Here is a 26,937-nt window from a genome sequence, read left to right as displayed (position 1 = left end):
GTTGGAGATGGCGCTACCGATCCGATAGGGAAGCTACCGCGAAATCAGAGATGTCAGACTCATTGTTGGGCGTACCAGCCCGTCGCTCGATCGCTTTGTTGGTGCAAACGGCGACCTCTTGGAGTCGCGACGTGTTGCGGGGCGTCGCCGACTATGCGCGGCAGCAAGGCGGCTGGGACTGCTTTATCGAACCGCACGGCTTTTGGGACGAATTGCAGCTGCCGCCCAATTGGCGAGGGCATGGAGTGATCGGTCGGATTACTCATCCAGGCATGGTTCGCGCGCTCGCCCGACGCAGGCTTCCTTGCGTGAACGTCTCGTGGTCGCGACAACATTCGACTCGTTTCCCCAACGTCGTCTCCGACTGGCGGGCCTGCGGCCAGATGGCGGTCCGTCACTTCCTGGACCGTGGGTTTCGCACCATCGCCTATGTCGGCGCCGCTCCCCACATGGGTTACGGACCGCAACTCGAGGAAGCGATTCGGACGACGGCGAAGGAGGGGGGCGCGGAGATTTACAGCTTTCAGCACAGTCCCAAGCAATCGATGATCCGGGAACATGGCATCCGCGCCGATATCGTGGACCTACAACGATGGCTGCTGGAACTGCCGAAACCGGTCGGCGTCATTATTTGGAGCGCCATGATCGGGCGGAGCGTGATGACCATCTGCGCCAATGCGGCGATCGAAGTCCCCGACGATGTCGCCATCCTCTGCGTCGAGCATGACGATCTGATGTCCGCCCTGGCGCCGGTCGAGCTGTCGAGCCTTGACCAGGCCGGCCACACCGTCGGTTTCAAAGCGGCGGAACTGCTCGACCGTTTGATCCAAGGAGAACCGGCCCCAAAAAAGCCGATCGAAATTCCGCCACGCGGCGTCGTCGCGCGACGATCGTCCGATGCGACCGGCTTTGAAGACGAGGTCGTTACCGAGGCGATCCGCTATCTCCGCGATCACGCCAACCAGCCGATTCAGATCCACGATGTCGAAAAAACGCTTCAGGTTTCTCGTCGCGTGCTGGAGAATCGCTTTGAAAAATTCGTCGGGCGATCTCCCGCAGACGTACTTCGCCGCATCCGCGTCGAGCGCGCCGCCGTCCTCTTGCGCGACACGGAGTTGTCGATTCCCGATATCGCCCGGAATTGCGGCTTCAATCATCCCGAGTCGTTCATCCGCTGTTTCAAGCGGATGATGGGGGACGTGCCAAGTCATTATCGCCGCGTCAATCGCGCCGGCGGCGCAAGCGGCTAAGCTCTTACGAACCCTTCCTTGACCCAGAAGGTGCGCTCCGCCATCTGCTCGACCAAGTCGGGCGAATGACTAACGAGCAAGATCGGCATGGCGAACTGTTCGGCGACTCGCTTCACGTAGTCGGCAATCCGCTCTTGCAGCGCAGGCTCGACGGAGGTGAGCGGCTCATCCAACAGCAGCAGTTGCGGCGAACTAACGAGCGCCCGGGCGAGCGCCACGCGTTGCTTTTGACCGCCGCTGAGACTCTCCACGGATCGATTCAGCAGCTCGCCGATTTCGAGGGTCTCGATCGCTTTCGTCCTTTGCGCCGCATCGCCGCTGCGGCGGCGGAAACCATAGTCGAGGTTCTGCTGGACGTTGTAGTGCGGAAAGAGCCGCGGCTCTTGAAACATCACGCCAACCCGTCGCTCATGCGCCGGTACGAATTTTCGCTTGGCGGTTGCCGCCCACATCTGGTCGCCAAATTGAATGCCGCCGGTCCGCGGACGCAATAGCCCTGCGATCAGCATCAACACTGTCGTCTTGCCGCTTCCCGACGCGCCGCAGAGCGCCGTTACGTGCGCATCGGTTGCGAACTCGGCCTCCAGCGAGAAACCTGGCGGATAGCGAAAACTGCAACTTAGCGAGAGGGACATACGATGCTCAACGGGCGGCGGGCTCGACGCGGCGCTCCAGGTATTCGCTGACCAACAGCGCGGCGGCCGAAATCAATATCGAGGCGAGGATCAGCAGCGTGATCTGCCCCTCGCCACCCGGCGTTTCCAGTTCGCTGTAGATCATCAGCGGGATCGTTCGCGTTTCGCCGGCGATATTGCCCGCGATCATGATCGTCGCGCCGAATTCACCGAGCGCTCTGGCGAACGCCAACACAGCGCCAGCGATGACGCCGCGTCGCGCCAGCGGCAAGGTAACGCTAAAGAACAGGTCCCATGGTCCAGCGCCCAGCGTTCGCGCCGCATCTTCTAAACGTACGTCCACGCCGGCGATCGCGGAACGAATGGAACGGACCAGTAGCGGAAACGAAACGACGGCCGCCGCCAAAGCCGCTCCTTTCCAGTCGAACACCAATTGCACGCCGAACCAACGCTCGAGCCAACCGCCCAACGGGCCCTGCCGCCCAAAAGCGATCAACAGCAAATAGCCAGTCACCACCGGCGGCATTACTAACGGCAAGTTGACGCAGGTCTCCACCAACAGCTTGCCCGGAAATCGCTTTCGCGCCAGCAGCCAACCAGCCGCGATACCCAGCGGCAAACTGCAAAATACGGCGGCCAGCGCTACCTGCAGGCTGACGGCGATCGCGCTAAACTCAGCGGGCGTCATCAATCTCTCCGACTTGAGCTGTCAGCACAACGAAATGGTGACGCTGGAAGATTTCGCTTGCCGTCGGCGATTGCAGGAAGTCGAAGAACGCTTCGGCGCCCTCGTCAGCCCCTTTCAGCACCATCGCCGGATAGCGAATCGCATCGTAGCTTTCCGGATCGAGCTCCGCCAACGTAACGACTTGGTCCGTCGCCGCCGCGTCGGTCGCGTAGACGATCCCCGCGTCGACTTCTCCTCGCGCGACGTAGGCCAATGTCGTACGGACGTCATTGCCGCGGACGATGCGTCCCTCGAACTGATCGAGTAGGCCCGCGGTTCGCAGCGCCTGATCGGCGTAGATCCCGGCCGGCACGTTTTCGCCTGCCAGCGCGACGCGAGTCGCCTTGGTCGTTATCTCATCGGGACTGGCGATGCCTGCGTGATTTTCATGCGGGATAATCCAGACTAATCGATTGGAAAGAAGCGGAACCTGTTTTTCCACACGTCCTTGCTCGACTAACACGTCGGCCCACCTCTCGTTAGCCGAGAGATAGACGTCAGCCGGCGCTCCCGCCAAGATTTGTTGAGAGAGGGCGTTGGAGGGACCGACGCTAATCCGAGCGACGTTGCCTGACTGCCGCGACCAGGCATCGGCTACTTGTTCGATCGCGTCGGTCAAACTGGCGGCCGCCAAGACGGTGATCCTCCGCGGCTGACGGGCCGAGTCGATGACTGGCCCGCAACTGCAGAGCAAGCCCATAATCAGGCACGACGCGCCGCCCATCGCCCAACGACCGACTCCGCTCATAGGATAAACCGGCTCAGGTCTTCGTCCTGCGAAACCTTGGTCAACCGCTCACGAACGTAATCGGCGTCGATCGTCACCTTTTTCTCTTTGCGATCCGACGCGTCGAAGCTGAGTTCTTCAAGCAAACGTTCCATAATCGTATAGAGCCGGCGAGCGCCGATGTTTTGCGTCGTTTGATTGACGTGAAAGGCGAACGACGCCAATTCCTCGAGCGCGTCGTCGGTGAAGGTGATCTTCAGGCCTTCCGTTTCCAGCAGCGACTGGTACTGCATCGTCAGCGAGGCGTTCGGCTCGGTCAAAATTCGGACGAAGTCTTCCTTCGTCAAATCGTTCAGTTCGACGCGAATCGGAAACCGCCCTTGCAGTTCCGGCATTAATTCGCTCGGGCTGGTCTTATGAAATGCGCCGGCGGCGATAAACAGCACGTGATCGGTTGAGACGTAACCATGCTTGGTTTGTACCGTCGTCCCTTCGACAATCGGCAGCAAGTCGCGCTGCACGCCTTGCCGCGAAACATCGGCGCCTTTGCCGTCGGTGGCGATAATCTTGTCGATCTCGTCCAGGAAGATGATGCCCAGATTTTCGGCCAGTTCGATCGCCGCCTGACTGATCGCCTCTTTGTCGAGCAGGCTTTCGCTTTCCTGCTCCAGCAAAACCTTGCGGGCCTCGGTGATCGTCATCTCGCGACGGGTCGAATTCTTGGGCAGGATCTTTTCGAACATCCCCTGCAGGTCGACGTCCATTTGCTCGAGCCCCATCCCGCCGATCATCATCGGCCCCGACTTTTGCTCGATCGTCAACTCAACCTTCCGCTGCTCCAGTTCACCGCCACGCAGCATGCCGCGGAACCGTTCGCGCGTTCGCTCGTAGTGATCGGTCGCGTCTTCTTCTTCGCTCGCCATCTCGTACGAAACAGGGCGGGGGACCAGCAAATCGAGCAAGCGTTCTTCGACGCGAGCGGTTGCGTCCTTCTCGACGTTCTTGCGTTCTCGTTCACGAACCATCGCGATCGAGGTTTCGACTAGTTCGCGGACCATGCTCTCGACGTCGCGGCCGTAATAGCCGACTTCGGTGTACTTAGTCGCTTCCAGCTTCAAAAACGGCGCTCCGGTCAGCTTCGCCAGACGCCGGGCGATCTCGGTCTTGCCGACGCCGGTTGGTCCCATCATCAAGATGTTCTTGGGCGCGATCTCGTTCTGCAGTTCCTCTGGCAGTTGCTTGCGGCGCCAGCGATTGCGAACGGCTACGGCCACCGCCCGTTTCGCGTCGGCCTGACCGACGATGTTCTGATCAAGCGCCGCTACGATTTCGCGTGGGGTCATCTCTTTGGACGCGGTACTCACGATGGGCACTCCATGGTTTCGACGAGGATATTGTCGTTGGTGTAGATGTCGATTCCCGCGGCGATCTCCAGCGACGACTGGACAATTTCATCTGCCGAGAGTGAGCTGTGCCGCACCAAGGCCCGCGCCGCGGCGACCGCATAGTCGCCGCCAGAACCAATCCCCAGCACGCCATCGGTCGGCGCGATCACGTCGCCGGTCCCGCTGACCAACAAGGTATGTTCTTTGCTGATCACGGTCATCAACGCCTCGAGCCGTCGCATCGCCCGGTCGGTTCGCCATTCCTTGGCCAGTTCGGTCGCCGCCTTGGGGACGTTGTTGGGGTAATCTTTCAGCTTCCCTTCAAAACGTTCAAGCAGAGAAAACGCATCTGCGGTCGAGCCGGCGAATCCGCAGATTACCTTCCCGCCCAGCAGGGGACGAATCTTGTGCGCGTCGGATTTCATGACCGACGAATTCATGGTAACTTGACCATCGCCGCCGATCGCCACGCGGCCGTTGTGCCGCACGGTCAAGATCGTGGTAGAACGTATTTTCATCGCAAAGAATTCCTGGGTTTCGATCCGTTGCTATTGTGACGGATCAACCTTCGCGCGGCTAGGACCGCCCCTTTCTCTATGAACGCGTCGACCGACTCTTCCGGCTACTTCCGCAGCCCGCTGCTGATGTCGCAAAGCGACACCGCTCTACTGATGATTGATTTGCAGCAACGTCTGGTTCCGGTGATCGAAGATTCCGAAACAATCGTCGAGAACGTCGAACGACTTTTCCTGACGGCGCAGATGTTCGACATGCCGATTCTGGGAACCGAACAGTACCCGAAGGGACTTGGCCCCACGGTCGAGCCCCTCAAGTCGATGCTGCCGCCGCTGCCCGAGAAGCTAACCTTTAGCGCCTGCGGCGTCGAGGGATTGCTGAAGGAGTTGCCGAAGCGGGCCATCCATAAGCTTTTGCTGGTCGGCGTCGAGACGCACGTCTGCGTTCAGCAAACGGCGCTCGATCTGATTGCCGCCGGCTTTGACGTCTATATCGCCGTCGACGCCGTCGGGTCCCGATTTGCGCTGGAAAAAGAAGTCGCCCTACGGCGGATGGAAAATGCTGGCGCCGTGCTGACGACGACCGAAGCGGCGATGTTCGAATGGTGCCAGGCCGCCGGCGGAGAGCATTTCAAGGAATTGACCCGACTGGTGCGAAAGAAGCACGCGGATTAGCCGGCCGAATTTGCCGTTATTTACGCGGCCAATTTCTCAAACTGGGCCAGGATCTCGCGATCGTCCTCCCACATCTGCCGACAGCCGTCCGGCTGTTCCAGCCAAATGCTCTGCGATTCGTCGCGGCCAACGACCCGCCACGTCTCTCCCCCTCGATGGACCCGGATGATCTTGCCGGAGGCGTCCAAAATGGGAAGCGAGTTTCGGAGGCGAATCCGGTCGCCAGGCTCCAGCGGATGGCCATCCGACGTCAGCCCGGCTGATTGCACGATCAGCGTGTGGAGCGTCTCGTACTGCAACGCACATTGCCAAACCGCGCGGCGAACGGCCGGCGAGGTTAACGGCCGCAACCCTCGGGTTCGACCGTCAAAGAGGGCCCGATTCAATCCATCGCGAGCCGGAGTTCCCCGCGTTTCAAACCACCACTGAATCAGATTTCGCGAAGCGCACTCGGCGACATAGGCCTGAAGCGTTTTTAGCTGCGAATCGACCACCAGCGACCTTTCCGTAAGTCCAACGCACCCTTATCTCTTTTCTCTTACATCGGCCACTTGGAGAGCTTGGCTGAAAGATCCGAGATCGCAGCCGGATAGGCAAGCCAGGCAAAACAGGAAGACTTTACTAAAAATCCGACGTCGATTCGCGTCTGCGACTACTCCTTAGGCAGTCCGTTGATTTTCTCGACGGACTGCGTGATCGCACGGATGCGATCCCAAAATAGCGACGTAAGTCGTTAGTTTGCGAGCCGCGAAGAGCTACGCTCTGAGCCTGGCGAGGTTGGAAAATGCCACGATGGCATTTTTCAAAAGGCAGATAGAGGTCGGCAATCACATCTCCATCAGAAACATGTCCCAGGTCTTCTAAGACCGCTTGCGAGATATTGATGCCAATACTGTGAACCGATCCGTCAGCAAAAAGTAAGAGCGTCACGCCCGGATGCCAACCGCCATGTCCGGTTAGCCCCGCTTGGTTCGGATCCGATTCCGACGACGGTTGCTTGGGATCTGTGGCAAGGGGTCGCTCCTCAGCGTCCATACAAGTCGGGCATGTACCATCCGTTCAACTGGCGCGGTTGGCAAGACTACGGAACGGGTCAGTTGGGTGACTTTGGCTGCCATATCCTGGACCCCGTCTTCAAAGCGTTGGAGTTAACGTCGCCGCTGGAACTGACCGCCGAGGCGCCGGCAATGAAGCCGGAAACCTGGACCGACAAAGCGACAGTCAAATATCTATTTCCCGGTACAAGCCGAACCGCGGGCGAGACGATGAAGGTCACGTGGTACGATGCCGCCGGCGTCCGTCCGCCGGCCGACGCGCTTACCTCGCTGCCGAGATCGGCAACGCTGCCCGGGGCCGGCTCGGTTCTGATTGGCGAAAAAGGGACGCTGATCATTCCGCACGTCGCGATGCCGGTTCTTTATCTCGAAGGAGAAGAAACCGCAGCCCAATACGATGTCGTCGATGGCGTCGATCACTACGTGCAGTGGGCCGACGCCTGCCGCGGCGAAGACAAGACAACCTCCAACTTCGACTACGCCGGACCGCTCACCGAAACGGTGCTGTTGGGGACCGTCTGGATTCGCTTCCCGGGTCAGACGCTGAAATGGGATGCCAACAAGCTGGCGATTCCCGGCTTCAGCCAGGCCGAGCGTTTCCTGACGAAAGAATACGCGAAGGGTTGGATGTAACTTCCGCTTCGCGCAACGCGAACGAGATCAAACCCCCAAAAAAAGACCGCACCAAATAATGCGGTCTCTTTTCGTTTGCTACGGCTGTGACGTTTCGCCTAACGGCCGCCACGCCCACCGCCGGGTCCCCCTCCACCACCTCCGCCGCGACCACCTCCGCCGGGACCGCCTCCGCCGGGACCGCCTCCGCCGGGACCGCCACGACCGCCGCCGCGCTGTTGCTCCATGGCGCCGCGGATCCGATTGAACATCTCCATCCGGCGACGCATCGCATCAGCGTCGGCCTGGCTGGGCTGTTGCGACGAACTGTTCGAGCTCGTCGAACTGCTGCTGTCGCTGGACGAGGAGTTCGAGATAACGTTGGCGCCGAGAATCGACTTCAAGGCGTTTTGGACCGTCGCCGGATTCGACTTTCGAATATTGACCACCTGCATCGTCTCTTGTGATTCGGTGGTCGCCTGATCGAGCTGTTCGACCAACAGGCTCACTTCTTCAAACAACGGATCGGGCGCCGAAACGATCAGCGAGTTGCTGCGAGCATCGACCCCGATAGTCATTTTGGCCGGCTCGCTTTGCGCGCCACCGCCTGGGCCGCCTGGGCCGCCTCCGCGGCCTCCACGACCGGCGAGTGCACGCATGAAATCTTCCGGACTCGGACCGCGCTGTTGGCCGCCACCGCCGGAATCGGCAATCCGATCGGCGTAAACCTGCTTCACGACGGTCAACACGTCATTGGCCGGTTGATACAGAACCGGGATCATCCGCGGCTTCGCCTTGGTTTGGACATCTTCTGGGCTATGGGGCTGGTCGATTATCTTGAGCAATTGTTCGATCACCTGCACGTCGGTCGGCGTCCCTTTGACGACCAGCGCGTTGAGACGTCCATCGGCGACGACCGAGAAGCTTCCCGACGCGGTATAGCTCATCCCGCCACCCGAGCCGCCGAGTCCCAGCAGTGATCCCATCAAACCGCCACCGCCGCCAAGCATGCTCGAGGCCATGTCTCCGAGCAGCCCGCCGCCGCTATCGCCGCCCGAGGCGGCTTGACCGGTTAAGATGCGCGACAGCAAATCAGCCGCCACATCGGCCGGGGCATGCTTCAAGTAGAAGACGGTATAGTCGGCGCCGCTGGTGGCGATGCGATCGCCGAGCATCTGAATCAACTCTTCCAACTGATCGAGCGCCTCGGTGTCGTCCGACGCGATCACAATCCCGCCGGGGCCGGGCATGATAATAATCTCGGCCGGCTTCTTCGGCGCACTGGTCGCTTCTTGATCATCAGCCGCGGTTGGCGACGTTTCCGCATCCTCTTCGGTCGCAGCCGTCGTTTCGCTCACGAAACGAAAGGGCGTATTCTGGAAACGAGCCGACTCGTCCTCGCGGGGCGTCGTCGTTGAGTTGGAAGGGGGGAAGAGGAGTCGCAAGTTATCGCGAAACTCCGCGTCCTCTGGCGATTCTTCGGTCGGACCAACGGCGCGAATCGGCGGGGCCGAGGGGCGAACGACTCGAATCCGCGCGCTGCTGACCGTCGGCCAGATCATCTCCAGTTCGTCCAGAATTTGCGTCGTCGTTGCGCCCGATAGCGACAACGTCCGGACGCGACCACGATCGAGCGCTGACGCCAGGGCAGATTCGGGATCTTCGCCCATCTGCTTCAGCAGTTCGTTAATCTGATCGAGCTGATCTTGCGTACCGCGAACCAGCAACATGCCGTTGATCGGATCGGCGTCGACGACCGGAGCGCTCGGATTCGGCGTTTCGCCCGTGCTGCCGAACAACTTGGCGATCGACAGGACGGCCAGTTGCGGATCGACCGTTTGCAGTTGAATGACCGAGATCTTCTTCGAGTCGCGCTGCATCTGGTCAAGCGTCGCCCGAATCGTCGCATGTTGCGACGGCTTGGCCAGCGCCACCAGGTTGCCGGTGTTCTCATCAATCGCCAGACGCACTTCCGGCAAACCGGCCAGCAGAGTTTGCATGACCTGGAGCACCGTTTGCGGCTGCGAAGCGCCGACGGCGTAAACTTCCAATTGGGGCTGTTCGCTGATCTCGGTCGCGCCACCGGGCTGATCAACCATCTTCAAGATTTCTTGCACCCGCGCGGTGAGTTCGGGCTCGCCGCTGACGAACAATCGGCCACCGAGCGCGTCGACCGCGATCCGCAGCGTACCGTCGTCGGTGCCGTTCGCCTCTTCGGGCAAGTCCAGCAGTTGGCGAACGACCGTCAACGCTTCTTCCGGACCGACGTGCTTCAGCGCGACGATGTGCACCTGTTCGCTCACGGGACGCTCGACGGCGTTGATCACGTTACGAATCGTCCGCAAACGTCCCGCCGTTTCGGTGACGTAAATCTGTTTCGATTTTGGCAGCACGACGACCTGTCCCTGCGGACCGATCAGCTTCGAGATTTCGGCTTCCGCTTCTTCGGCCGTCATCCGGCTTAGCGTGAAGAGGGTGCTGACCAGTTCGTACTCGCCCCGGTCATCCAGCTTCTCGGCCGGAACGTTGGTGACCAAATTCGGCGGGATGCCATCTTCCAGGTTGATCACCAGCAACATTTTCTCGCGACGGACCAGCGTATAGCCTTTGGTCAGCAAGACGCTATTGAGCAAATCGATCGCTTCGGCCGGCGTGTAAGCGCGGCCGTCGGTGTAGTTGAAGGTGCCCGACGGGGGAGCGTCCATCACCATCGACAGGTCGGCCTGTTCGGCAAACCAGTCGAGCACATCGCGCCACGGGGCGTAACGGAAGCTGAAACGGAGCAGCGGTTCGCCGTTGGCGCCAACCTCTTGTTGCGGTTTTTCGGCCGGCTTGTCGCTGGGGGAAGCCTTTGCCTCGGGGGCGGCGACCATTTTCGGCGCCGCGGCGTTTTCGTCCGGAATCGCCGTCACCTCGGGTTTCGCTTCACCGCCGGGCGGAGTCACTTCCGGCAACGGGTCGCCGGGTGCGCCGACCAAACCGGCCAAGTGATCCCAGCCTGCTTGCTGCGAAGGACTGAGAACCTTGCGAGCGTCGCGTTCAAATTCTCGCTGAGCCGCTTCCACCGCCGGAGCGCCCGCCGCTTGAGCGGCGTCAATCTTGCTGGCCAGCCGAGCAACTTCCGCTTTCTGGTCGTCGGTCAGTTTGAGGGCGTCCGCAATCTCGGGCGTCTCAAGCGACTTCAGGCCAGATGCTTTGACGGCAAACTGTTTCAGACCGGCTTGTTGCTCCGGCGTAAGCAGGGCGAAGCCGATTTTTTCGGACTCGGCGACAAACGGCGCCAGCTTGGCGGCTTGCTCTTCCTTTGGCAGGTCACGAATCGAGAGGGCCAATTCCAAGGCCTTGTCCTCGCGATCCGCGATCAGCGTTTTCAGCTTGTCGTGGGTTTCGGCGTCAATTTTCAGCTTTTCCGCCGTATCCTTGTCTAGCGCATAGGCCAACACCCCAACAAAATCAGGGTCAGCCGCCGACAAAGACGTTAGAAAGAGGGAAAAGGAGACGAGCGTCGCCAGCAGCAGCCCGCCGAATCGAAAGGGGAAGTTCCAGACCATCGTGGTTTGCATCGGACCCGAAAAGGTGAATTTTTCGCAAAAAAACGCCGTAAGCTCTTCTAAAACAATAGTTTAGAGATCAACGCTTGGCGAGATTCCGTCTGGTAAGTTCTGCGGAACAGACAACTGTCCCGTTTGTTTAACCCGGAAAGCCGGCGTTTGTGTCCGCAAAGTGACCGTTTTTCTCAGAAATCAGCTACGGGAAATTCCTTGCCAGAAAGGAGTTTCGCCGCAAAATGGTAGCAACCCCACCAATGCCTCGTCTCCGCAGCCCCACTCGCAGCCCAAGACCTGTCATGAGAAATCTTGCGATCTACTTCGCCGCTTGGACGCTCCCCCTGCTGTTGGGGTACGAGACTCTCTCAGCCCAAGGGTTGAAGGTGCCCAATCCGCGCGCGTTCGGTCTCGATCTTCCGCCCGGACTCGTTTCCCACGATCTGACCGGCAGCGTTGAGGTCCGCGACGAACAAGGAGAGCCGGCGATCGGGCGAATCCACGTCGTGATCGGCAGCAACATGGTGGTCGAGTTGCCCGATGGGACGTTAGTTACCCGCGGCGTGACCGAGGCTCGCCGCAGCGACGTTCCCTTCCGAGGGATCGACAAGAAGACGCTCGCCAAGCGAATGGAAGCCAAGTTCCCTGGCTTTCGCACCCGCACCAGTCGCCATTACGTGTTCGTCTACAACACCAGCGATGAATTCGCCGAAGCGACGATGCGAATCTTGGAATCGATGATTCCGGGCATGCTCAAACATGCCAAAGCGCAGCGAATTGACGTGCATGAGCCCGATGTCCCGCTGGTCGCGATCATGTTTGCGACCGAGTCGGAATACAAGCAATTTGCCGAGCTGCCCGACGGCGTCGTCGCTTTTTACGACACGCTGGCCAACCATGTCGTCATGTACGAACGCCCGTCCGATCCGCCGCTGAAACAAGACCTCTATTACAAACAGGCGATCTCCACGATCGCCCATGAAGGCGCCCACCAGATCTTGCACAACATCGGCGTCCAACAGCGTCTGTCGCGGTGGCCGATGTGGATCTCGGAAGGAATCGCCGAATACTACGCTCCCACCGAGTTTGGAACCCGCATGAAGTGGAAAGGCGCCGGCGACATCAACGACATGCGGATGTTCGAGCTGGAGTCGTACATTAAGGGAAAAGATGCCGAGCAGGCCGACGGCGAGATGGTTGAGCAAACGGTCAAGGCAGCGCGGCTGACGTCAACCGGCTACGCTTCGGCGTGGGGGTTGACCCACTATCTGGCCTCGCAGCGAAGGTCTGACTTCAACGAGCTGATGCGGCAGCTGAGCGCGATTCGGCCGCTGGAAGGCTCGGTCAATGTCACAACCGGAGGGGTAATTCTTTCGAACAAGGAAGATTTCTCGAAGCATTTCGGCGACGATTTAAGCGAAGTCGAAAAGGGAATGATCGCGCATCTCAAGTCACAACAATACAACCACCCATTTGCCGAGTTTGCCCATTTTGCCGCGACTGTGCGTATCGTTTCGGGGGGCAAGGCCTATGGTACCGCCAATGTTTTTCATGCCCAAGACCTTGCCTCGCAGTGGCAAACGCAACAATTGAGAAAGCTGACCCCCGAGCAGCGGGCAGGCGCTCAAATGGAGATTCGTCTCTTCCCCAACCGCGGCGCGGCCGAGCGATTTGCTTCGCAATGGCTGCGAACCGTGCAATAGCTCTCTCTTCCCCGATTTCCATTTCGCGGCCGATCTTCAATAATAGTTACTTGTTCAGGCGCGTCCGCGAGCGTCTACCCACCTACTTGCCGCCAGCAGCGGCCTCTCCTGGAAAGGATCACTTATGAAACGCGTCCTATGTTTGACGCTGGCGCTAGTCTCGTTTATTCCGGCCGTACTGCGGGCTCAAGAGCCGGCCGCGCCGCAAGGAGAACTCAAAACTGTGATGGAAAAAGCTTCATACGTTATCGGCCGTAAGTTTGGCACCGATATCAAAACCGGTCTGCCGAATGTCGACGCCAAAGCGCTGCTGAAGGGCGTCACCGATGCGCTGGAAGGCAAAGAGTCGGAACTGACCGACGAGCAAATCCAAGCGACCATGGCCGAATTCCAAAAGGTCATGGTGGCCGAACAACAGAAGATGGCCAACGCCGACAAGAAGAAGGGCGCCGACTTCCTGGCCGAAAACGCCAAGAAGCCGAACGTGAAGACCACCAAGTCGGGTCTGCAGTACATCGTCGAAAAGGAAGGTACCGGCGCTTCCCCGAAACCGACCGACGACGTCGTTTGCCATTACAAAGGCGAACTGATCGACGGAACCGTCTTCGACAGCTCGTACGATCGCGGCGAACCGGCTCGCTTCCCCGTCAACCGCGTTATCCCGGGTTGGACCGAAGCGCTGCAGTTGATGAAGGCTGGCGGCAAATGGAAGCTGTTCATTCCGTCTGACCTGGCCTACGGCGAAAACGGCAGCCCAGGCGCGATTCCGCCGAACTCGGTTCTGGTGTTCGACATCGAACTGCTGGAAGTTCTGCCGGCCGCCGCTGATAAGTAATCGGCAAAGCCCAGGAGCAAGATGATAAGCGGACACCGCCTGCGGCGTCCGCTTTTTTATGCGCGCTGCTTGCCGCGCCAGAGCCGGGCAACCTGACTGGTCCAGCGATCGGTCCAGTGGATCAAGCGGTCATGATCCAGAATCAGGGCGGCGAACAGCGCCCCGACCGCCCAGCCCCAGACGACGTCGCTCGGAAAATGCGCACCAACCAGCACGCGCTGGCAGCCCGCCAAGATCGTCAACGCGACGAAAAACCAACGACCATGCGGGTAGAGTCGCGTCATTGCGATCGCCAGAGCGGCCGCAGTCGCCGAGTGAGCCGAGGGCCAACTTTGATAGTTGTGCTGGCCTAAATGGTCCCATGCCGCCGAATTGAACAGGGGAAACGCCGCGTAGAACGTCTCCCATATGGACTGAGAAAAGTCGAACGAATGGGGTCGAATCCGCGCTACCACCGAAACCTTCAGCAGATTGGCGGCCATTCCTCCCCCCAACGCCGTCAGCAGCGGCACGTAGAAGAGCCGTCGATTCTGGCGATCGAGCACCGCCACAGCGATCACGATCACCACCACGCCGGTTCCATGGGCGAAAGTTTCGCTCAACAGCAGCAGCGTTCGTAGGTCGCCTTCGATCTTCCAGGCGAACTCGCCGGGGTCAGCGAAATTGGCGCCAACCGAGTGGTCGATCGGCAAGGCCAGGAAGCCACCCAAGAACAATAGGGCCGACAAGATGTAGACCCGCCGCATCGAAATCGCATCCGACGCGGGCGTCTCGCAATAGCCCGCCAGTTGCGGCGCGTCGGTTGCGGTTGCCTGCGATCGGGATTCGCCGCCCATGAATTCTCGTCAAACCAAATCAAGGTGAATTTCGTATCTTACCAAGTCGCCCAGTTTAGCGAGCAGGGGGCCGCCATCGAACAGCAAATTCCAGCGATCGAATTGGCGTTGCTCTCTGCTGGCGCCTTCAGGTAAGCTGCGACACCCTATTTTCACACGATAGCAAAGGATTGCTTATGATGGGGGGACGATTGGCCCCTTGGCTGTTGGCGAGCGTCGCGGCGATTGCGTTTTTTACCAATCTCGGCGGGGCCCGACTATGGGATCGCGACGAACCGCGGAATGCGGGCTGCGCGGTCGAAATGTTGGAAGCCAACGACTGGGTCACGCCGCGGTTCAATGCCGAAGTTCGTTCTCATAAGCCGGTCCTGCTCTACTGGTTGATGATGAGCAGCTACGCCGTGCTGGGCGTCAGCGAGTTCTCGGCCCGCTTCTTCTCGGCCGCACTAAGCGTCGTCGGCGTGTTGCTGACTTACGACATGGGGCGTCGCCTCTTCAATTCACAAGCCGCCTTCTGGGGTGCGTTGGCATTGGCGACATCGCTGATGTTTGCAATGGCCGCCCGAATCGCAACGCCCGATGCGCTGTTGATCTTCACCGTCACGCTTACGATGTGGGTTTACGTGTGGGGCGTTGGCGACTGGTCCGATCCCGAATCAAAATTCTACCCAGAGCCATGGTGGAAGCTTGCGTTCCTGTACGGCGCGATGGGCTTGGCGATGCTGGCCAAAGGGCCGATCGGCCTGGTATTGCCGACCGCCATCATCGGCATGTTTTTGCTGATTCAACGGTTGCCCGAGAATACGGCGACCGGTTGGCGACGTTGGCTGACGCCGTTACGTCCATTTGCCCCGCTGCATTTCCTCAAGACCGTCTGGTTCATGCAGCCGTTGTTGGCATTGGCGGCGGCGCTGGCGGTTGCGCTCCCATGGTATTTGTGGGTGGCGGTGCGTGAGTTCGAGTGGATCCGCGGCTTCTTTTGGGAACATAACGTCGGTCGTGCGACCGCCGCGATGGAAGGGCATCAAGGCCCCGTCATCTTCTATGTCGTCGCGATTTGTATCGGCTTCTTTCCGTGGTCGATTTTTTTCATGGAGACGATCCTGGACGCCGCCGGGCAGATTCGCCGCCGTGCGCAAGAGACGCCCGGCTTGATCTTCCTCGCTTGCTGGTGCGGCGTTTGGATTACGTTGTTCACGATCGCTAAGACGAAGTTGCCCAGCTATGTGACTCCCTGCTATCCGGCGCTGGCGCTGCTGGTCGGCGCGACCCTTTCGCGGTTCGTCTCCGGCGAAACCCAAGTCAGCCGCAATTGGAACCTGGCCGGCTTTGCGATTTCGATCGTGGTGGGTCTCGCCTTTTTGATTGGGGCGCCGCTTGCGCTCGGTCAGGTCATCCCCGGCGAAGCGATCTTGGCCGTCGTCGGCATCGCGCCGCTGGTGGGCGGAGTCGCGGCGATCTACTTCTCGCGTCGCAATCAGCCAGGCGTTGGGCTGGGGGTCTACGGCGGGGCGAGCCTCGCCTTCGTCCTGCTGATCTTCGCATTCGCCGCTCAGCGAGTCGATCAACATCAGCGAAACGAGGCGATCATTGCGATCCTGCGCGACAGCGGCGACGACGAGCTATTCGCCTACAACGCGCTGGAACCAAGTTGGATCTTTTATGGCGGTCGCCCGATTCAGAAAATCAACGGCGACGAACAGCTGCTGAAGGAGTCGATCGCCGGCGGCGCGCCGCTAATCGTCACTACCCGCGTTCAGTACGATCAGCTATCGACCGAGACCCGTGAGCGGCTGCCGGTGGTGGAGTCGGTCCCTTACTTCCTCCGCAAGCAGGAGCTAGTCGTCGCGGCCCCGCGCGAATCTCCCTTGGCGAGAATGGCGGCGCTGCGCAACTCTGAATCTCGATAGAGGTTACGTCCGCCAGGGAAGTGCCTCGATTTTATAAAATAGCCGACAACTTCTCTGATTTTCGCGCAGAAAAGATTGACGCCCCTCAGCGGGATCGATAGCTTGAGGGAACGAAGCCTCCTTCTGGTCGCATCCTTCCTTCCCAGCGCGGCGACATGTTTCAACTTACTTCTCGCGCCAAGACGTTCACTTGCGACGGTATGATCCGTCGCGATTTCTTGCAAGTCGGCGCCCTGGGTGCGTGAGCGCTACGGGATGAATCGCTTCGGGCAAAGCTGTTTGCTCGCGCGGCGATTGATCGAAGCGGGCGTCCGCTTCGTCACGGTTAACACCTTCCTGACCGTCTTCAACGAGATCACCTGGGACATCCATGGCTCGAAGCCGTTCACCTCGATCGAGGGCAAGAAAGAGATCGTCGCGCCGATGTACGATCAGGCCTATGCGGCGCTGCTGACCGATCTGATCGATCGCGGCTTGCTCGAGAATACGCTGGTTTGCAATCTGGCCGAGTTCGGTCGCACGCCGCGCGTCAATCCGGCCGGCGGTCGCGATCACTGGCCGCAGTGCTTTACCGTCTATTTTGCCGGAGGCGGCGTTCAGGGAGGTCGCCGCGGCGCCAAAACGCAACTTCATCGACGATTTGATCCTGGCGAAACTGGAAAGCCTCAACCTTCCTCCGTCGCCGCCGGTCGACGACGCGATGTTCCTGCGCCGTGCGTATCTGGACGCCATCGGCACATTGCCGACCGTGGCCGAAACCAGAGCGTTTCTCGCCGACGAAGATCCCGACAAACGAAACAAGTTGATCAACGCACTGCTAGATCATGCAGTCGACCATATCTTCCTGCGGCGTTTCTCCGCTGCGAGAGACTCGCTCCATCTGCAAGATGCGCAGAATGCTCTGCAGAGTCAGCAACAGGTCGGTCGTGGTCACGATACCGACGACGCAGTCCTCTTCCACAACCGGCAAGCAGGAGATGTTGTTTTCGATCATATGCGACACGGTCGGCAGCAACATCGACTGCGGCGAGATCGCCATCACCGGACTGTGCATGACATCCGCCGCGATTCCATCCTTGACCGCCAGCAGATCACGATCGCTGATGACGCCGACCGCGCGTTCGGTTTCGTCAACGACAATCAGGTGGCGCATATGCTGCGTGCTCATCAAACGCCGCATTTCGGCCACGCTGCGGCCCGGCTGCACTCGCACGACCAGCGTCGACATCAAATTGCAAACCTCGACCTGGTTTTCCAGCAATAAATCGAGATCGTCTTGCAACCGCCGCAAGATTTTTTGCCGTTTTTCGTACAGAGAAGAGCGGCGGGCCTCCTGCGCATTGGGCGCCGGACGCACCAGCGCAAGTCTGCCTCGCCATGGCCCCGAGATCAGGTATCCCACCAACACGCCGACGGCGAGCGACAACATCGCCACAGCGATTATCGGCGAAACTCCTTGATCGAAATTCGCCATCGATCCTAACAACAAGTTGACGCCGCTCTGCATCACTCCGTCCTCATTCCGGGGAAAGAATTCTCAGAGAAAGCCTAGGGCGAAAACGGAGTCCGCCACGCGAGTTGTACGCAGGAATGACTATTCCTTGCGGAGTACCGCAGCCCTACACTCGGCGAAACCGGAGCAATCGTCACTCTTCGTCCCAAGGGCTCTCCGGGGCTACCGGCATTTGCGGTTCTAGCAGGCGGTCCTCTTCCGCGACGCGGCGGGGGGCCGCCTGGGCGCTGGGCACAATGTCGGGCGCCGAGATCACCACTTGCAGAACGAACATCATCGCAGCCCCACCGACCAACAGCACGACGGCGATTCCCAACTCAGAATTGAAGATCGCATAGGAGTCATCCATGATCATCGTCAAGGTCCAGAACGGATTGCTGATCTGCACCAAACTATAGTCGTCGCTGGGCAGCCAATAGCTAGAAAGCTGGATAATGATTGGAAAAAACACGCCAAACAATAGCAGCAGCAAATGGATGATGGCCGACAAGAAAATGTCGCCCGATCCAAGTCGTCGGACGCCCATCATCAACAAACGCCCTATTCCGAGGTAGAGGACCACGTAGGCCGCCGCGACCGCAGAGTACACGGCGACCGTGCGGTAGTCGACAAAAGTGGCCGTCCCGAATTCTGAGGAAAGCCAACCGAGGGCAATCGCCGATACCGCGCCGCTGAGCATCCCGCTGACGGCGAACAAGTAGCCGCGAGCCGGCCCTGGAAGAAACCAGTTGGAATAGAGCCGCGAAACGACCGTCTTGGGAATCGACCGTCGCACCCGCGGCGACAGAGCTGGACTTTCGCCCACCATGAGCGTGCCGTGCACGCCCCAATGAATCGCCATGATCGTCACCATCATGCTGAGCAAGGCGTTCTCATAGTCTGATTCGAGGTAAGCCCAGCAAAACCAGATGAAGAAGAGAAAATGCTGCACCAGCATCACGACGCGCAACTTCGTCGAACGGTTTTCGCTGGCAAACGAGATTGCCGTAGCGGCGGCGAAGTAGAGCAGCGCCAGGTAGCTGAAATAGAAGGTCATGCCGCAGACCGTCGCAACCCAAAAATTGGGATCGTCGTACTGCCGCCACGACGTTTCCTCGACAATTGCCCCCACCGACAGTCCGATCGCCGAGAAAAACGCGATCAAAAACAACACGATCACTGCGACCGATAACACCGACTGCCAAGACTTGGAATTGGTGACCGTCGCCAACAGCAGCCCGGCCATCGAAAGCATCACCGATGCGAACGTCGCAGCGACCATCACCACGCAGATGGTGATGATGTCGATCCCGCGCAGCAGATAGGTAAACGCTACGCACGGCGCGAGGGCGGACAGATAGACGATCATCTGCAAGACGGCGCTGCCCAACTTGCCGCTGATGATCTGGGTCGGCGGCAATGTCGAAATCGAGAGCAGTTCGTACGTTCCGTCTTCGCGCTCGCCGGCAAGCGAACGAAACGCGGTGAACGGGATAATGACGATCAGCGGAAAGAGCAAAATGTCGACGTAGCCGACCAGCATGATCGGTCCATTGGCCGAATAGTAGATCGCCGGCGAGTTCAGCGCCACTCCCAACAGCGACCAGGCCCAACCGCACGCCAAGACAAGCGTAAAGGTCACCGCAAACTGCCGACTCTTGAGCGCTTGGCGAGTCTCCTTGACCAAAATTGGATTGATCAACTCGCTGCCGTACTCAACCCACGCGTCCAAACGGCGCCAGCGACTATCGCTCGCTCCCCCTGATGATTGCTCGTCGAGACTCGCCGCCGAATCCACCGTCGTCATTGCACTCTTCCTTGGGTGACCGTCAAGAAGACGTCTTCCAGCGACGTATGCTTGGCGCCAAATTCGGCGATCACGTAGTTCGCTTCAATCATTTGCTTCAGCAGCGCCGCTTCGGACGCCCGGTCGCCGGTATGTGAGAACATCACCAGTTCGCCATCGACAATCACGTTCGAGATGTCGTCGCGCCCCGACAACCAGTTCGCCAACTCGCCCACATTTTCTAAGCAGCGGACGCGAACCGTCGAATGGGCGACGCGGCCGCGTTGAATCTCGGCGACGCTGCCGGTCGCCAGCAACTGGCCTTGCTCGATGATGCCGACGATGTCGCACATTTCGGCGAGTTCGGTCAGGATGTGTGAACTGACCAGGATCGATTTTCCGTCACTCGCCAGACGGGTGATCATCTCGCGCAGTTCAATCCGAGCTCGCGGGTCAAGGCCGGCCGCCGGCTCGTCCAAAATCAGCACGGCCGGATCGTGGATCATCGCCCGGCCGAGACAAAGCCGCTGTTTCATCCCTTTTGAGAGCCCGTTGATCGGCTTTTTCGCTAACACTTCGAGCCCCGTAAAGTCCATCGTGTAGTGGAGCGCCTTACGGCGATCATTTCCTCGCAGGCCGTACGCCCGGGCGAAGAAATCGAGGTACTCCCAGCAGTTGACGTTGGAGTAAGTGCCGAAATAGTCGGGCATAAAGCCAAGCCGGCGCCGTACCCGGTCAGGATCGTTGATCACTGAAAACCCGTCGATCAACGCGTCGCCGGCGGTCGGCAGGTCGAGCGTCGCCAAGATCCGCATGCTGGTCGTCTTGCCGGCGCCATTGGGTCCGATGTAACCGAACACCTGGCCCGCGGCAACCTCAAACGAGATGTCGCTGACCGCTTTTGTAGCGCCGAAAAAGCGATGCAGTCGCCGCAATTCGATCATCGGTTTTGTGGTCGCGATCATGGGCCTACCAATTTCCTCGAATGACTTCGACGCTCTTCTCAGAATTGAATCGCGTCACGCCGACCGGCGTCAGCGGCGATCTTTCGACCAAAGCTTCGTACGTGTAAGGAGAGTTCGGAAAGCTGGAGCGAACCGATTCATTCATCTCTCGTTCGAGCCGACTGGCGCCATGCGCTACGCCGATCGAGTCTTCCGGCAGTTGTTGGTAGTAGTAGAGATTGCTGCGATTTCGGCTGGCGTTGAACGCATACTGATCAAAACCGATTGGCAACTCCAGGTCATACTCCGACAACAAATTTCGCAGCTTCGCCCCATCGTTGGGAGTCGCCGGGTGGAGCGTTCGCTTTTCCCCCGCCTTCAAATCGCTGGCGATAAACAGCTTACTTGGGTCCTTGCCGCCGATCACCACCTCTTTGACGTCGACCTCCAGCAAGTTTTCGACCTCCAGCGTCTCGCCTTTTTCGGTGATCGCCAGTTTCAATTCGGTCTTGCTCGGGCGGACGACCAGCATCTGATGCGTTACCCGCGAGCGGAAGTATCCGCGTTTGAAGTGTTGCGATTCATCGCTTAGCACCAGACGTTGATCTTGCCCACGATCTTCTGGCGTCTGGTTGATCGGCAGGACGGCCGTATCCCGCGGAAAGGTAAAACCAGACGAAGGCGCCAGGCCGGCGTAATAGGCTTGCCGCGACCAGGCGACCGCTTCACCGCTGCGCTGATCGAGTAGCGTCACTCCCCGCGTTCGCAGCTTCACGCCGAAACCGTCTGAGAAGAGAGCGAAACCGATCAGCGTCAACGTCACAATCGCCGCGCCGGCAGGGACGGTAACGATGATCCAGTTCAATCGTCCGGCACTGCGCAGGAGGAAATAGTTGACCGGGCCGATGATGATCACAAACAGGGAGATTAAGACCTGAAACGAGGTGACCGGAGCCTGCCCGACGCCGGGGATCATGAATCGCCAGTAATGTTCGTTGTACCGCAGTTGCGACAGCCCATACCGCTGGAACCACATCCAGCGATCGCTCCCCATGCGATCAAGCAGGTCGTTCCATTGCCGCTTATCGCCGGGGAACGGATCTCCTTCGGCCGTGACGACCAGGCCAAACTGCCAGGTCCGCATTTTGAAGTCGGGGATGGGGACCGAGCCACGAGGGTCATAGCCGGTTCGAAACGAACCATCCTCCGCCACAAACGACTCGATGTAGTTGTTGCCGTAATATCCGCGGGTTCGTAGCTGTTCGATTCCTGATCGCCGGGCATAAGGAATCCGATCGCGCCAGACGTCGCCACGATCGGTCGGCGGCATCCCCAACAGTTTCGCGAGCGCCGCCTGATCTTCGGCGTACGACTTCGCGCCGACGCCTAACTCGGTCACCACGAGATTGCCGCCGCTGCGAACCCACTGCGTCAGCGCCTCAAACTGCGGCGTCTGATTTATTCTCATCCCCTGCAGATCGGCCAGCGTGACGAAAACGATATCGACCGCGGTCAGGTTCAGCCATTGGGTCGGCGCCTCGCTGGGATTTAAGATTTCAATTCGTCCTAGCGACCAGAGCGTGTTGAGCACGACCAGACCTGATTGGCCGCCGCCGACCAGCGTGTTGATCGACCCGCGAGCCGATAGACCGGTTTCGTTCAGCAGGACGCGCAGATCAGGAATCGGCGAAGTCCCCTCCTTGTCAAGGATCAACTTGATTTGCTCGTTGTACCACGAGGTGCGCTGATTGCGGTTCGGGGCGTCAGCATCGATCAACAAGATGGCGGGGAACGCTTCGCTAACGTCGTTCTGTCCGTCAGAAATCATCGCCCCGCCGTCATTGGTCGACAGCTCTTTCAGCTCGCTCCCGTCTTCGTAGGTCGTTACCTGCAACTGGTACCAGAGCGCCGAACCCGGGACGGCAATTTCAGTCGTCGCCGACGTCGCTCCCTGCGGAAGTTCGACAACGGCGCTGATCGCCTGGCGATTGCGCCAATACCATTGGTCCGAGCCGCTTAGCTCGAGGGTCAGCACGCGATCGGCCTTGGCCGGCAAACCATTGGCGGTGTTGACCGTCACCCAGATCGGCCGGTAACCGCTGTTTTGCACCCAGTCGGTCGCCATCGTCATGGTCAGCCCGTGCTTGGCCCCTTTGCCCTGCGAAGGAAAGGAGATAACGCCCCGATTTTGCCCCCAGGCCGTTAGCGTGAATGCGAAAACGAGGGCGACTCCTCCCAGCGCACGCCATGTCGGCTTGAAGCGATGCATCAGCGGTTATTTCCTGAGAAGAGGGGGCGGCGGTCAATCGGCGACATGGTGGTCGGTCGGCAAGATCTGCGGAGCGGGGGTCTCATTGGCGAAAGGAGAAGTCAGCTTCTTCCGCTGCGTCACGTTAAAGATCGTCGAGGCCAGTGCGGCGACCGCAAACAACATGATCTGTCCCAGAACCCAGATCGTCGCCGCCACAAGCGACAACAGCACGGCGACCGCCCAGGTATGTCCCCACACGGCGCAGGCCAGCGTCCAGCAGATGACCGCCAGTAGGGCGGTCACAATCAGCATTCCGCGAATCGTGAATTGAAGTCCTAACATGCCGCTTATTGTCTTCGACTCGGCGAGGTTTTCAAGAATATTGTCTGGCTCAGACGCCATTCCCTTCTTCGCCGGACAGGGCGTAATCTTGGCTTCCCCCTTTTTTTTGCCTATGGTTGTCGATAGGACGCTGGGCCCGCCGAGAGAATCGCCATCGATGAAACCAGAACAACGACAACGCTTTGATACCGAATTGGAAGCCGTTTTGGCGCAATTTCCTGATGCGGTGCACGAGATTCTCAAGGAAGTACCGCTGTACGTCGAAGATTTCCCCTCGCTTGGCTTGATGAAGCAACTGCAGATCGAACGCCGTGACGAGTTGTGCGGGCTCTACACCGGAGTGGCCCTGACCGAGCGAACCGGGGAAGACAGCGGCCGACTAGCCGACGCGGTTCAGATCTTTCGTGAAGGAGTCATCGCCAAGACGATCGACGTCGCCGGCAAATTCGACCTCGAAGAGTTGCGCAACCAAATCCGGATCACCATCCTGCACGAACTGGGACATCACCACGGACTGGACGAAGATGATCTGCACGAGCTGGGATATGGTTAATTGCGGGCCGATTTCGCCTGATTAACCGTTAAATCCGGAAAACTGGCAAAGTCCCCTCGCCTGGGCGCCGACAAAGAAAGTGGATCTATCCATTTTCCGCAAAAGCGCCTGGAGCCATGCACATTCAACCGCTACTACTCTCGTCGATCAACTCAGTTGGTCCGGCGCTGCGCAGTGGCGGAACTTCGGCCCCGTCCAAGCCGGCGCCCACCAGCAAGCCGTCGCAGCCAGAAGACGAGCTGACTCTCTCTCCCGAGGCGGAGGCCGCCGCTGCCGAAGAGACTTCGGGCAGTTCAGGCCTGACCGAGCTTTCGCCAGAAGAGACCCAGCAGGTCCAAGAGCTGAAATCACGCGATCGGGAGGTTCGCCAGCACGAACAAGCGCACTTGGCCGCTGCCGGCGGATTCGCCCTGGGCGGCCCCACCTACACCTATCAAAACGGCCCTGACGGCCAGCAATACGCGATTGGGGGCGAGGTTCAGATCGACACCTCCCCGATCGAAGGGGATCCCGAAGCGACGATCGCCAAGGCCCGTATCATCCGGGCCGCCGCGTTGGCGCCGGCCGAACCTTCGTCCCAAGACAAAGCGGTCGCCGCCGCCGCAACGCAGCTGATGCAATCGGCCCAGCAGGAGCTGCGAGAGCGGGAAACCAACAGCGACGAGACCGAGGAGCTGGATGGCGAGAAACTCCTCTCCAGCGTCGATGTCAATGCTGATCCGCCGTCCAGCGAAGGGTCGGCTCTATCGAGTCCCAGCCAACCCGAAGCCGCCGCCAAGTCGGCCGTCATCAATTATTTTCTGAAAGAAGCCGAGCAGGCGTATTCTCAGTCCTCCCCCCAGTCAGCCGGCAGCCTGTTTCTGCTAGCGTAGAATTGAGAGACCGCGGCGAACCTCTTTTCAGCCGGCGGCATCTAGGTATGCTATAGATAGTGTTATTTCGACACCTTAGAGGGTTCGTCAGGTGAAACTGGTTAAGGTCGCCGCGGCGGTCGTCAATCAAACGCCGCTCGATTGGCAAGGAAATCGGGACCGCATTCTCGGCGCGATCGAAGAGGCGAACCTAAGCGAGGCGTCGATCCTATGTCTGCCCGAGCTTTGCATTACCGGGTACGGCTGCGAAGACGCGTTTCTCTCGGCCGACGTTCAGCGGACCGCCTTGATGGTATTGCAAGAGATCGCCCCGCAGACGCGCGATATGTTCGTGACGCTGGGACTGCCGATGACCTATCGCGGCGTCCTTTTCAACGTCGTGGCGATCCTGTCTGACGGCGAGATCGTCGGTTTCGTGCCCAAACAAAACTTGGCCGGCGACGGCATCCATTACGAGCCCCGGTGGTTCAAGCCTTGGCCGGTCGGCTTGCGGGCCTCGGTCGAGATCGATGGTCGAGAGTATCCGTTTGGGGATCTCGTCTTTCGCATTGACGACGCGCTAATTGGCTTGGAAATCTGTGAGGATGCCTGGGTCGCCGATCGGCCCGGCAGTCGGCAAGCCCGGATTGGCGTCGACATCATCTTGAACCCGAGCGCCAGTCACTTCGCTTTCGGCAAACATGAAATCCGTCAGCGATTTGTGCTAGAGGGTTCGCGGGCCTTTCACGCCAGTTACGTCTACGCCAACCTGCTGGGCAACGAAGCGGGCCGAGCGATCTACGACGGCGATGCGATGATCGCCACCGGCGGACGCATGCTGGCGGTCGGACCGCGGCTGTCGTTTCACTCGTACCTGGTGACGACCGCGGTAATCGATCTCGATCTAACGCGAATGTATCGCGCTCGCAGTGACGCGTATCGTCCCGATTACCAAGGTTCGCAGCAACCGCTCGTTCAGGTTCCGTTCGTCCTGCCTGATATCGAACCATCGCCGGCAAGGTATGAACGAGCCCCGTGGGAAACGAGCCGTGATTTAAAGCAGGAAGAGTTTACCCGGGCCGTCTCGCTCGCGCTGTACGACTATCTGCGGAAGAGTCACTCGGGCGGGTTCGTCGTGTCGCTTAGCGGCGGCGCCGACTCGGCCGCGACGGCGCTGCTTTGCAGCTTGGCGATGCGGATGGCGGCCGAAGAACTAGGCTTTGGCGCCTTGAAGGACTCGCTCAGCCATATTTCGGCAGTCAAGAACTCGAGCACCGTCGAACAATTGATCGCTGCGATCCTCGACTGCGTCTACCAGGCGACTCGCAACAGCGGCGAAACGACGCTGAGCGCGGCTCGCCAGGTGGCCGAGGCGATCCACGCTAAGTTTCACCATTTCCATGTCGACAAGATCGTCGAGCTGTACACCGAGCTTGGCGCCAAAGCCCTGGGACGTCCGTTGACCTGGGAACAAGACGATATCGCGCTGCAAAACATCCAAGCCCGAACCAGAGCCCCCAGCGTTTGGCTGCTGGCCAATTTGCGGGGCTCGCTGCTGTTGTCGACTAGCAATCGCTCGGAAGCGGCGGTCGGTTACGCCACCATGGACGGCGATACCAGCGGCGGCCTTTGCCCGATCGCCGGCATCGACAAGGCGTTTCTCCGCCAGTGGCTTAGCTGGATGGAGACGACCGGTCCCAGCGGCTTCGGCCCCACGCCGGCGCTGAACGCGATCAACGTACAGGCGCCGACAGCCGAGCTGCGTCCGCAAGAGTCGGGCCAAACCGACGAAGCTGACTTGATGCCGTACGATCTGCTCGACGCGATCGAGCGAGCTGCGATTCGCGATAAGCGATCGCCATTGGAATCGTATCGCCAAATGCTGGCCCTATTCCCGCAATACGACGACCAGCAACTGGCCGCGTGGATCGAACGGTTCTTCAAGCTCTGGTCGCGGAATCAATGGAAGCGAGAACGATACGCCCCTAGCTTTCATCTCGATGACGAGAATCTCGACCCGAAGACCTGGTGCCGTTTCCCGATCCTCTCTGGCGGGTTCCGACGCGAGTTGGCCGAGATGTGGGAAGCGGTGAGGCAGGATGGGGAAGGGAAGGGTTAGCGGTCGCGTAGTGCGAGCAAGTAGGGTGAGTGAAGCAAGCGCACAAGAGCTGTTTCGCTCGCCTCCCATCGCTTGCGTAACCCACCTTCTAGAGCGTTTTTCTGATAGCTGTAGCGTTTCTGGCGTTAGTGAGGCAGGCTGGTCAAGGCGACCGAAGCAGGCGAATCCTCAAGATTCGTCGATGCAGGT

The 26,937-nt window shown here is 59.6% G+C and carries 23 protein-coding genes and 2 pseudogenes; 11 read left to right on the top strand and 14 right to left on the bottom strand.

The genetic code is table 11. The annotated features are described in order from the left end of the window. Positions 1-50: 50 nt before the first annotated feature. Positions 51-1,250, top strand: coding sequence for a XylR family transcriptional regulator (locus Enr8_RS08290; RefSeq protein ID WP_146430357.1), 1,200 nt, complete (start codon positions 51-53; stop codon positions 1,248-1,250). Here the strand turns inward: Enr8_RS08290 and Enr8_RS08285 are convergent. From Enr8_RS08285 to hslV, 5 genes are read right to left on the bottom strand one after another with little or no spacing between them, the layout of a single operon-like run. After that, entirely contained in the window at positions 1,247-1,885 is a 639-nt protein-coding gene (locus Enr8_RS08285) for an ATP-binding cassette domain-containing protein (RefSeq protein WP_146430355.1), read from the bottom strand. The genes Enr8_RS08290 and Enr8_RS08285 overlap by 4 nt on opposite strands. A 7-nt stretch (positions 1,886-1,892) precedes the next feature. Beyond that, complete coding sequence (gene modB / locus Enr8_RS08280; RefSeq protein WP_146430352.1) at positions 1,893-2,573, bottom strand: molybdate ABC transporter permease subunit; 681 nt, start codon at positions 2,571-2,573, stop codon at positions 1,893-1,895. Then, positions 2,560-3,360 (bottom strand): molybdate ABC transporter substrate-binding protein, encoded by an 801-nt coding sequence (gene modA, locus Enr8_RS08275; protein ID WP_146430350.1) that lies wholly within the window; start codon positions 3,358-3,360, stop codon positions 2,560-2,562. The genes modB and modA overlap by 14 nt, the downstream gene beginning before the upstream one ends. Next, entirely contained in the window at positions 3,357-4,703 is a 1,347-nt protein-coding gene (hslU, locus tag Enr8_RS08270; protein WP_246120002.1) for an ATP-dependent protease ATPase subunit HslU, read from the bottom strand. Before hslU ends, modA begins: the two co-directional genes overlap by 4 nt. Beyond that, the gene (hslV, locus tag Enr8_RS08265; protein WP_146430348.1) at positions 4,700-5,242 is read right to left on the bottom strand and encodes an ATP-dependent protease subunit HslV; all 543 of its coding nucleotides are present in this window, start codon (positions 5,240-5,242) and stop codon (positions 4,700-4,702) included. Before hslV ends, hslU begins: the two co-directional genes overlap by 4 nt. A 78-nt stretch (positions 5,243-5,320) precedes the next feature. Between hslV and Enr8_RS08260 the strand changes: the two genes are divergently transcribed. Then, positions 5,321-5,914 carry a hydrolase gene (locus Enr8_RS08260; RefSeq protein ID WP_146430346.1) on the top strand — a complete coding sequence of 198 codons (594 nt, stop codon included), beginning with the start codon at positions 5,321-5,323 and terminating at the stop codon, positions 5,912-5,914. A gap of 20 nt (positions 5,915-5,934) precedes the next feature. Here Enr8_RS08260 and Enr8_RS08255 read toward each other — a convergent pair whose 3' ends face one another. Continuing rightward, entirely contained in the window at positions 5,935-6,408 is a 474-nt protein-coding gene (locus Enr8_RS08255; RefSeq protein WP_146430344.1) for a hypothetical protein, read from the bottom strand. Between the two features lie 127 nt (positions 6,409-6,535). Continuing rightward, a complete protein-coding gene (locus Enr8_RS26595; RefSeq protein ID WP_390620168.1) occupies positions 6,536-6,844 on the bottom strand; it encodes a hypothetical protein in 309 nt (102 codons plus the stop codon). Between Enr8_RS26595 and Enr8_RS08250 the strand changes: the two genes are divergently transcribed. Then, on the top strand, positions 6,817-7,602 hold the full coding sequence (locus Enr8_RS08250; protein WP_315851756.1) for a hypothetical protein: 786 nt from the start codon (positions 6,817-6,819) through the stop codon (positions 7,600-7,602). The genes Enr8_RS26595 and Enr8_RS08250 overlap by 28 nt on opposite strands. A 98-nt stretch (positions 7,603-7,700) precedes the next feature. Here the strand turns inward: Enr8_RS08250 and Enr8_RS08245 are convergent, their stop codons facing one another. Further along, the gene (locus tag Enr8_RS08245; RefSeq protein WP_146430342.1) at positions 7,701-11,144 is read right to left on the bottom strand and encodes a secretin N-terminal domain-containing protein; all 3,444 of its coding nucleotides are present in this window, start codon (positions 11,142-11,144) and stop codon (positions 7,701-7,703) included. 284 nt (positions 11,145-11,428) lie between these two features. Here Enr8_RS08245 and Enr8_RS08240 point away from each other — a divergent pair, with 284 nt between their 5' ends. Further along, positions 11,429-12,829 (top strand): DUF1570 domain-containing protein, encoded by a 1,401-nt coding sequence (locus Enr8_RS08240; RefSeq protein ID WP_186767516.1) that lies wholly within the window; start codon positions 11,429-11,431, stop codon positions 12,827-12,829. 124 nt (positions 12,830-12,953) lie between these two features. Then, positions 12,954-13,664, top strand: a complete 711-nt coding sequence (locus Enr8_RS08235) for an FKBP-type peptidyl-prolyl cis-trans isomerase (protein WP_146430338.1) — start codon at positions 12,954-12,956, stop codon at positions 13,662-13,664. Positions 13,665-13,720: 56 nt separating this feature from the next. Here Enr8_RS08235 and Enr8_RS08230 read toward each other — a convergent pair whose 3' ends face one another. Continuing rightward, positions 13,721-14,500: a phosphatase PAP2 family protein gene (locus Enr8_RS08230; protein ID WP_146430336.1), complete on the bottom strand. Its 780-nt coding sequence runs from the start codon at positions 14,498-14,500 to the stop codon at positions 13,721-13,723. A gap of 179 nt (positions 14,501-14,679) precedes the next feature. Between Enr8_RS08230 and Enr8_RS08225 the strand changes: the two genes are divergently transcribed. From Enr8_RS08225 to Enr8_RS26070, 3 genes and pseudogenes are all read left to right on the top strand, one after another. Beyond that, entirely contained in the window at positions 14,680-16,410 is a 1,731-nt protein-coding gene (locus Enr8_RS08225; RefSeq protein WP_186767515.1) for an ArnT family glycosyltransferase, read from the top strand. A 237-nt stretch (positions 16,411-16,647) separates the two neighbouring features. Beyond that, positions 16,648-17,064 (top strand): annotated as a pseudogene (locus Enr8_RS08220) (DUF1501 domain-containing protein); the annotation flags it as partial. Then, positions 16,991-17,176, top strand: a pseudogene (locus Enr8_RS26070) (DUF1549 domain-containing protein); the annotation flags it as partial. The pseudogenes Enr8_RS08220 and Enr8_RS26070, both read left to right, overlap by 74 nt. A gap of 51 nt (positions 17,177-17,227) precedes the next feature. Here the strand turns inward: Enr8_RS26070 and Enr8_RS08210 are convergent. From Enr8_RS08210 to Enr8_RS08190, 5 genes are all read right to left on the bottom strand, one after another. Beyond that, the gene (locus tag Enr8_RS08210; protein ID WP_186767514.1) at positions 17,228-17,884 is read right to left on the bottom strand and encodes a CBS domain-containing protein; all 657 of its coding nucleotides are present in this window, start codon (positions 17,882-17,884) and stop codon (positions 17,228-17,230) included. A gap of 172 nt (positions 17,885-18,056) precedes the next feature. Beyond that, on the bottom strand, positions 18,057-19,709 hold the full coding sequence (locus tag Enr8_RS08205; protein WP_146430329.1) for an ABC transporter permease: 1,653 nt from the start codon (positions 19,707-19,709) through the stop codon (positions 18,057-18,059). After that, positions 19,706-20,653 (bottom strand): ABC transporter ATP-binding protein, encoded by a 948-nt coding sequence (locus Enr8_RS08200; RefSeq protein WP_146430327.1) that lies wholly within the window; start codon positions 20,651-20,653, stop codon positions 19,706-19,708. Before Enr8_RS08200 ends, Enr8_RS08205 begins: the two co-directional genes overlap by 4 nt. A 4-nt stretch (positions 20,654-20,657) precedes the next feature. Beyond that, positions 20,658-22,901 (bottom strand): hypothetical protein, encoded by a 2,244-nt coding sequence (locus Enr8_RS08195; protein ID WP_146430325.1) that lies wholly within the window; start codon positions 22,899-22,901, stop codon positions 20,658-20,660. Between the two features lie 33 nt (positions 22,902-22,934). Continuing rightward, complete coding sequence (locus Enr8_RS08190; RefSeq protein WP_146430323.1) at positions 22,935-23,225, bottom strand: hypothetical protein; 291 nt, start codon at positions 23,223-23,225, stop codon at positions 22,935-22,937. Between the two features lie 157 nt (positions 23,226-23,382). On the opposite strand from Enr8_RS08190, the gene Enr8_RS08185 reads away from it, so the two are divergent. From Enr8_RS08185 to nadE, 3 genes are all read left to right on the top strand, one after another. Beyond that, positions 23,383-23,778: a metallopeptidase family protein gene (locus Enr8_RS08185; protein ID WP_186767513.1), complete on the top strand. Its 396-nt coding sequence runs from the start codon at positions 23,383-23,385 to the stop codon at positions 23,776-23,778. 116 nt (positions 23,779-23,894) lie between these two features. After that, positions 23,895-24,650 carry a putative metalloprotease CJM1_0395 family protein gene (locus tag Enr8_RS08180; protein WP_146430319.1) on the top strand — a complete coding sequence of 252 codons (756 nt, stop codon included), beginning with the start codon at positions 23,895-23,897 and terminating at the stop codon, positions 24,648-24,650. A 91-nt stretch (positions 24,651-24,741) separates the two neighbouring features. Next, on the top strand, positions 24,742-26,748 hold the full coding sequence (gene nadE / locus Enr8_RS08175) for an NAD(+) synthase (RefSeq protein ID WP_146430317.1): 2,007 nt from the start codon (positions 24,742-24,744) through the stop codon (positions 26,746-26,748). The last annotated feature ends 189 nt before the right edge of the window (positions 26,749-26,937 follow it).

The organism is Blastopirellula retiformator (genome assembly GCF_007859755.1).
Lineage (GTDB): Bacteria > Planctomycetota > Planctomycetia > Pirellulales > Pirellulaceae > Blastopirellula > Blastopirellula retiformator.
This window is presented reverse-complemented; position numbering and strand designations above follow the sequence as displayed.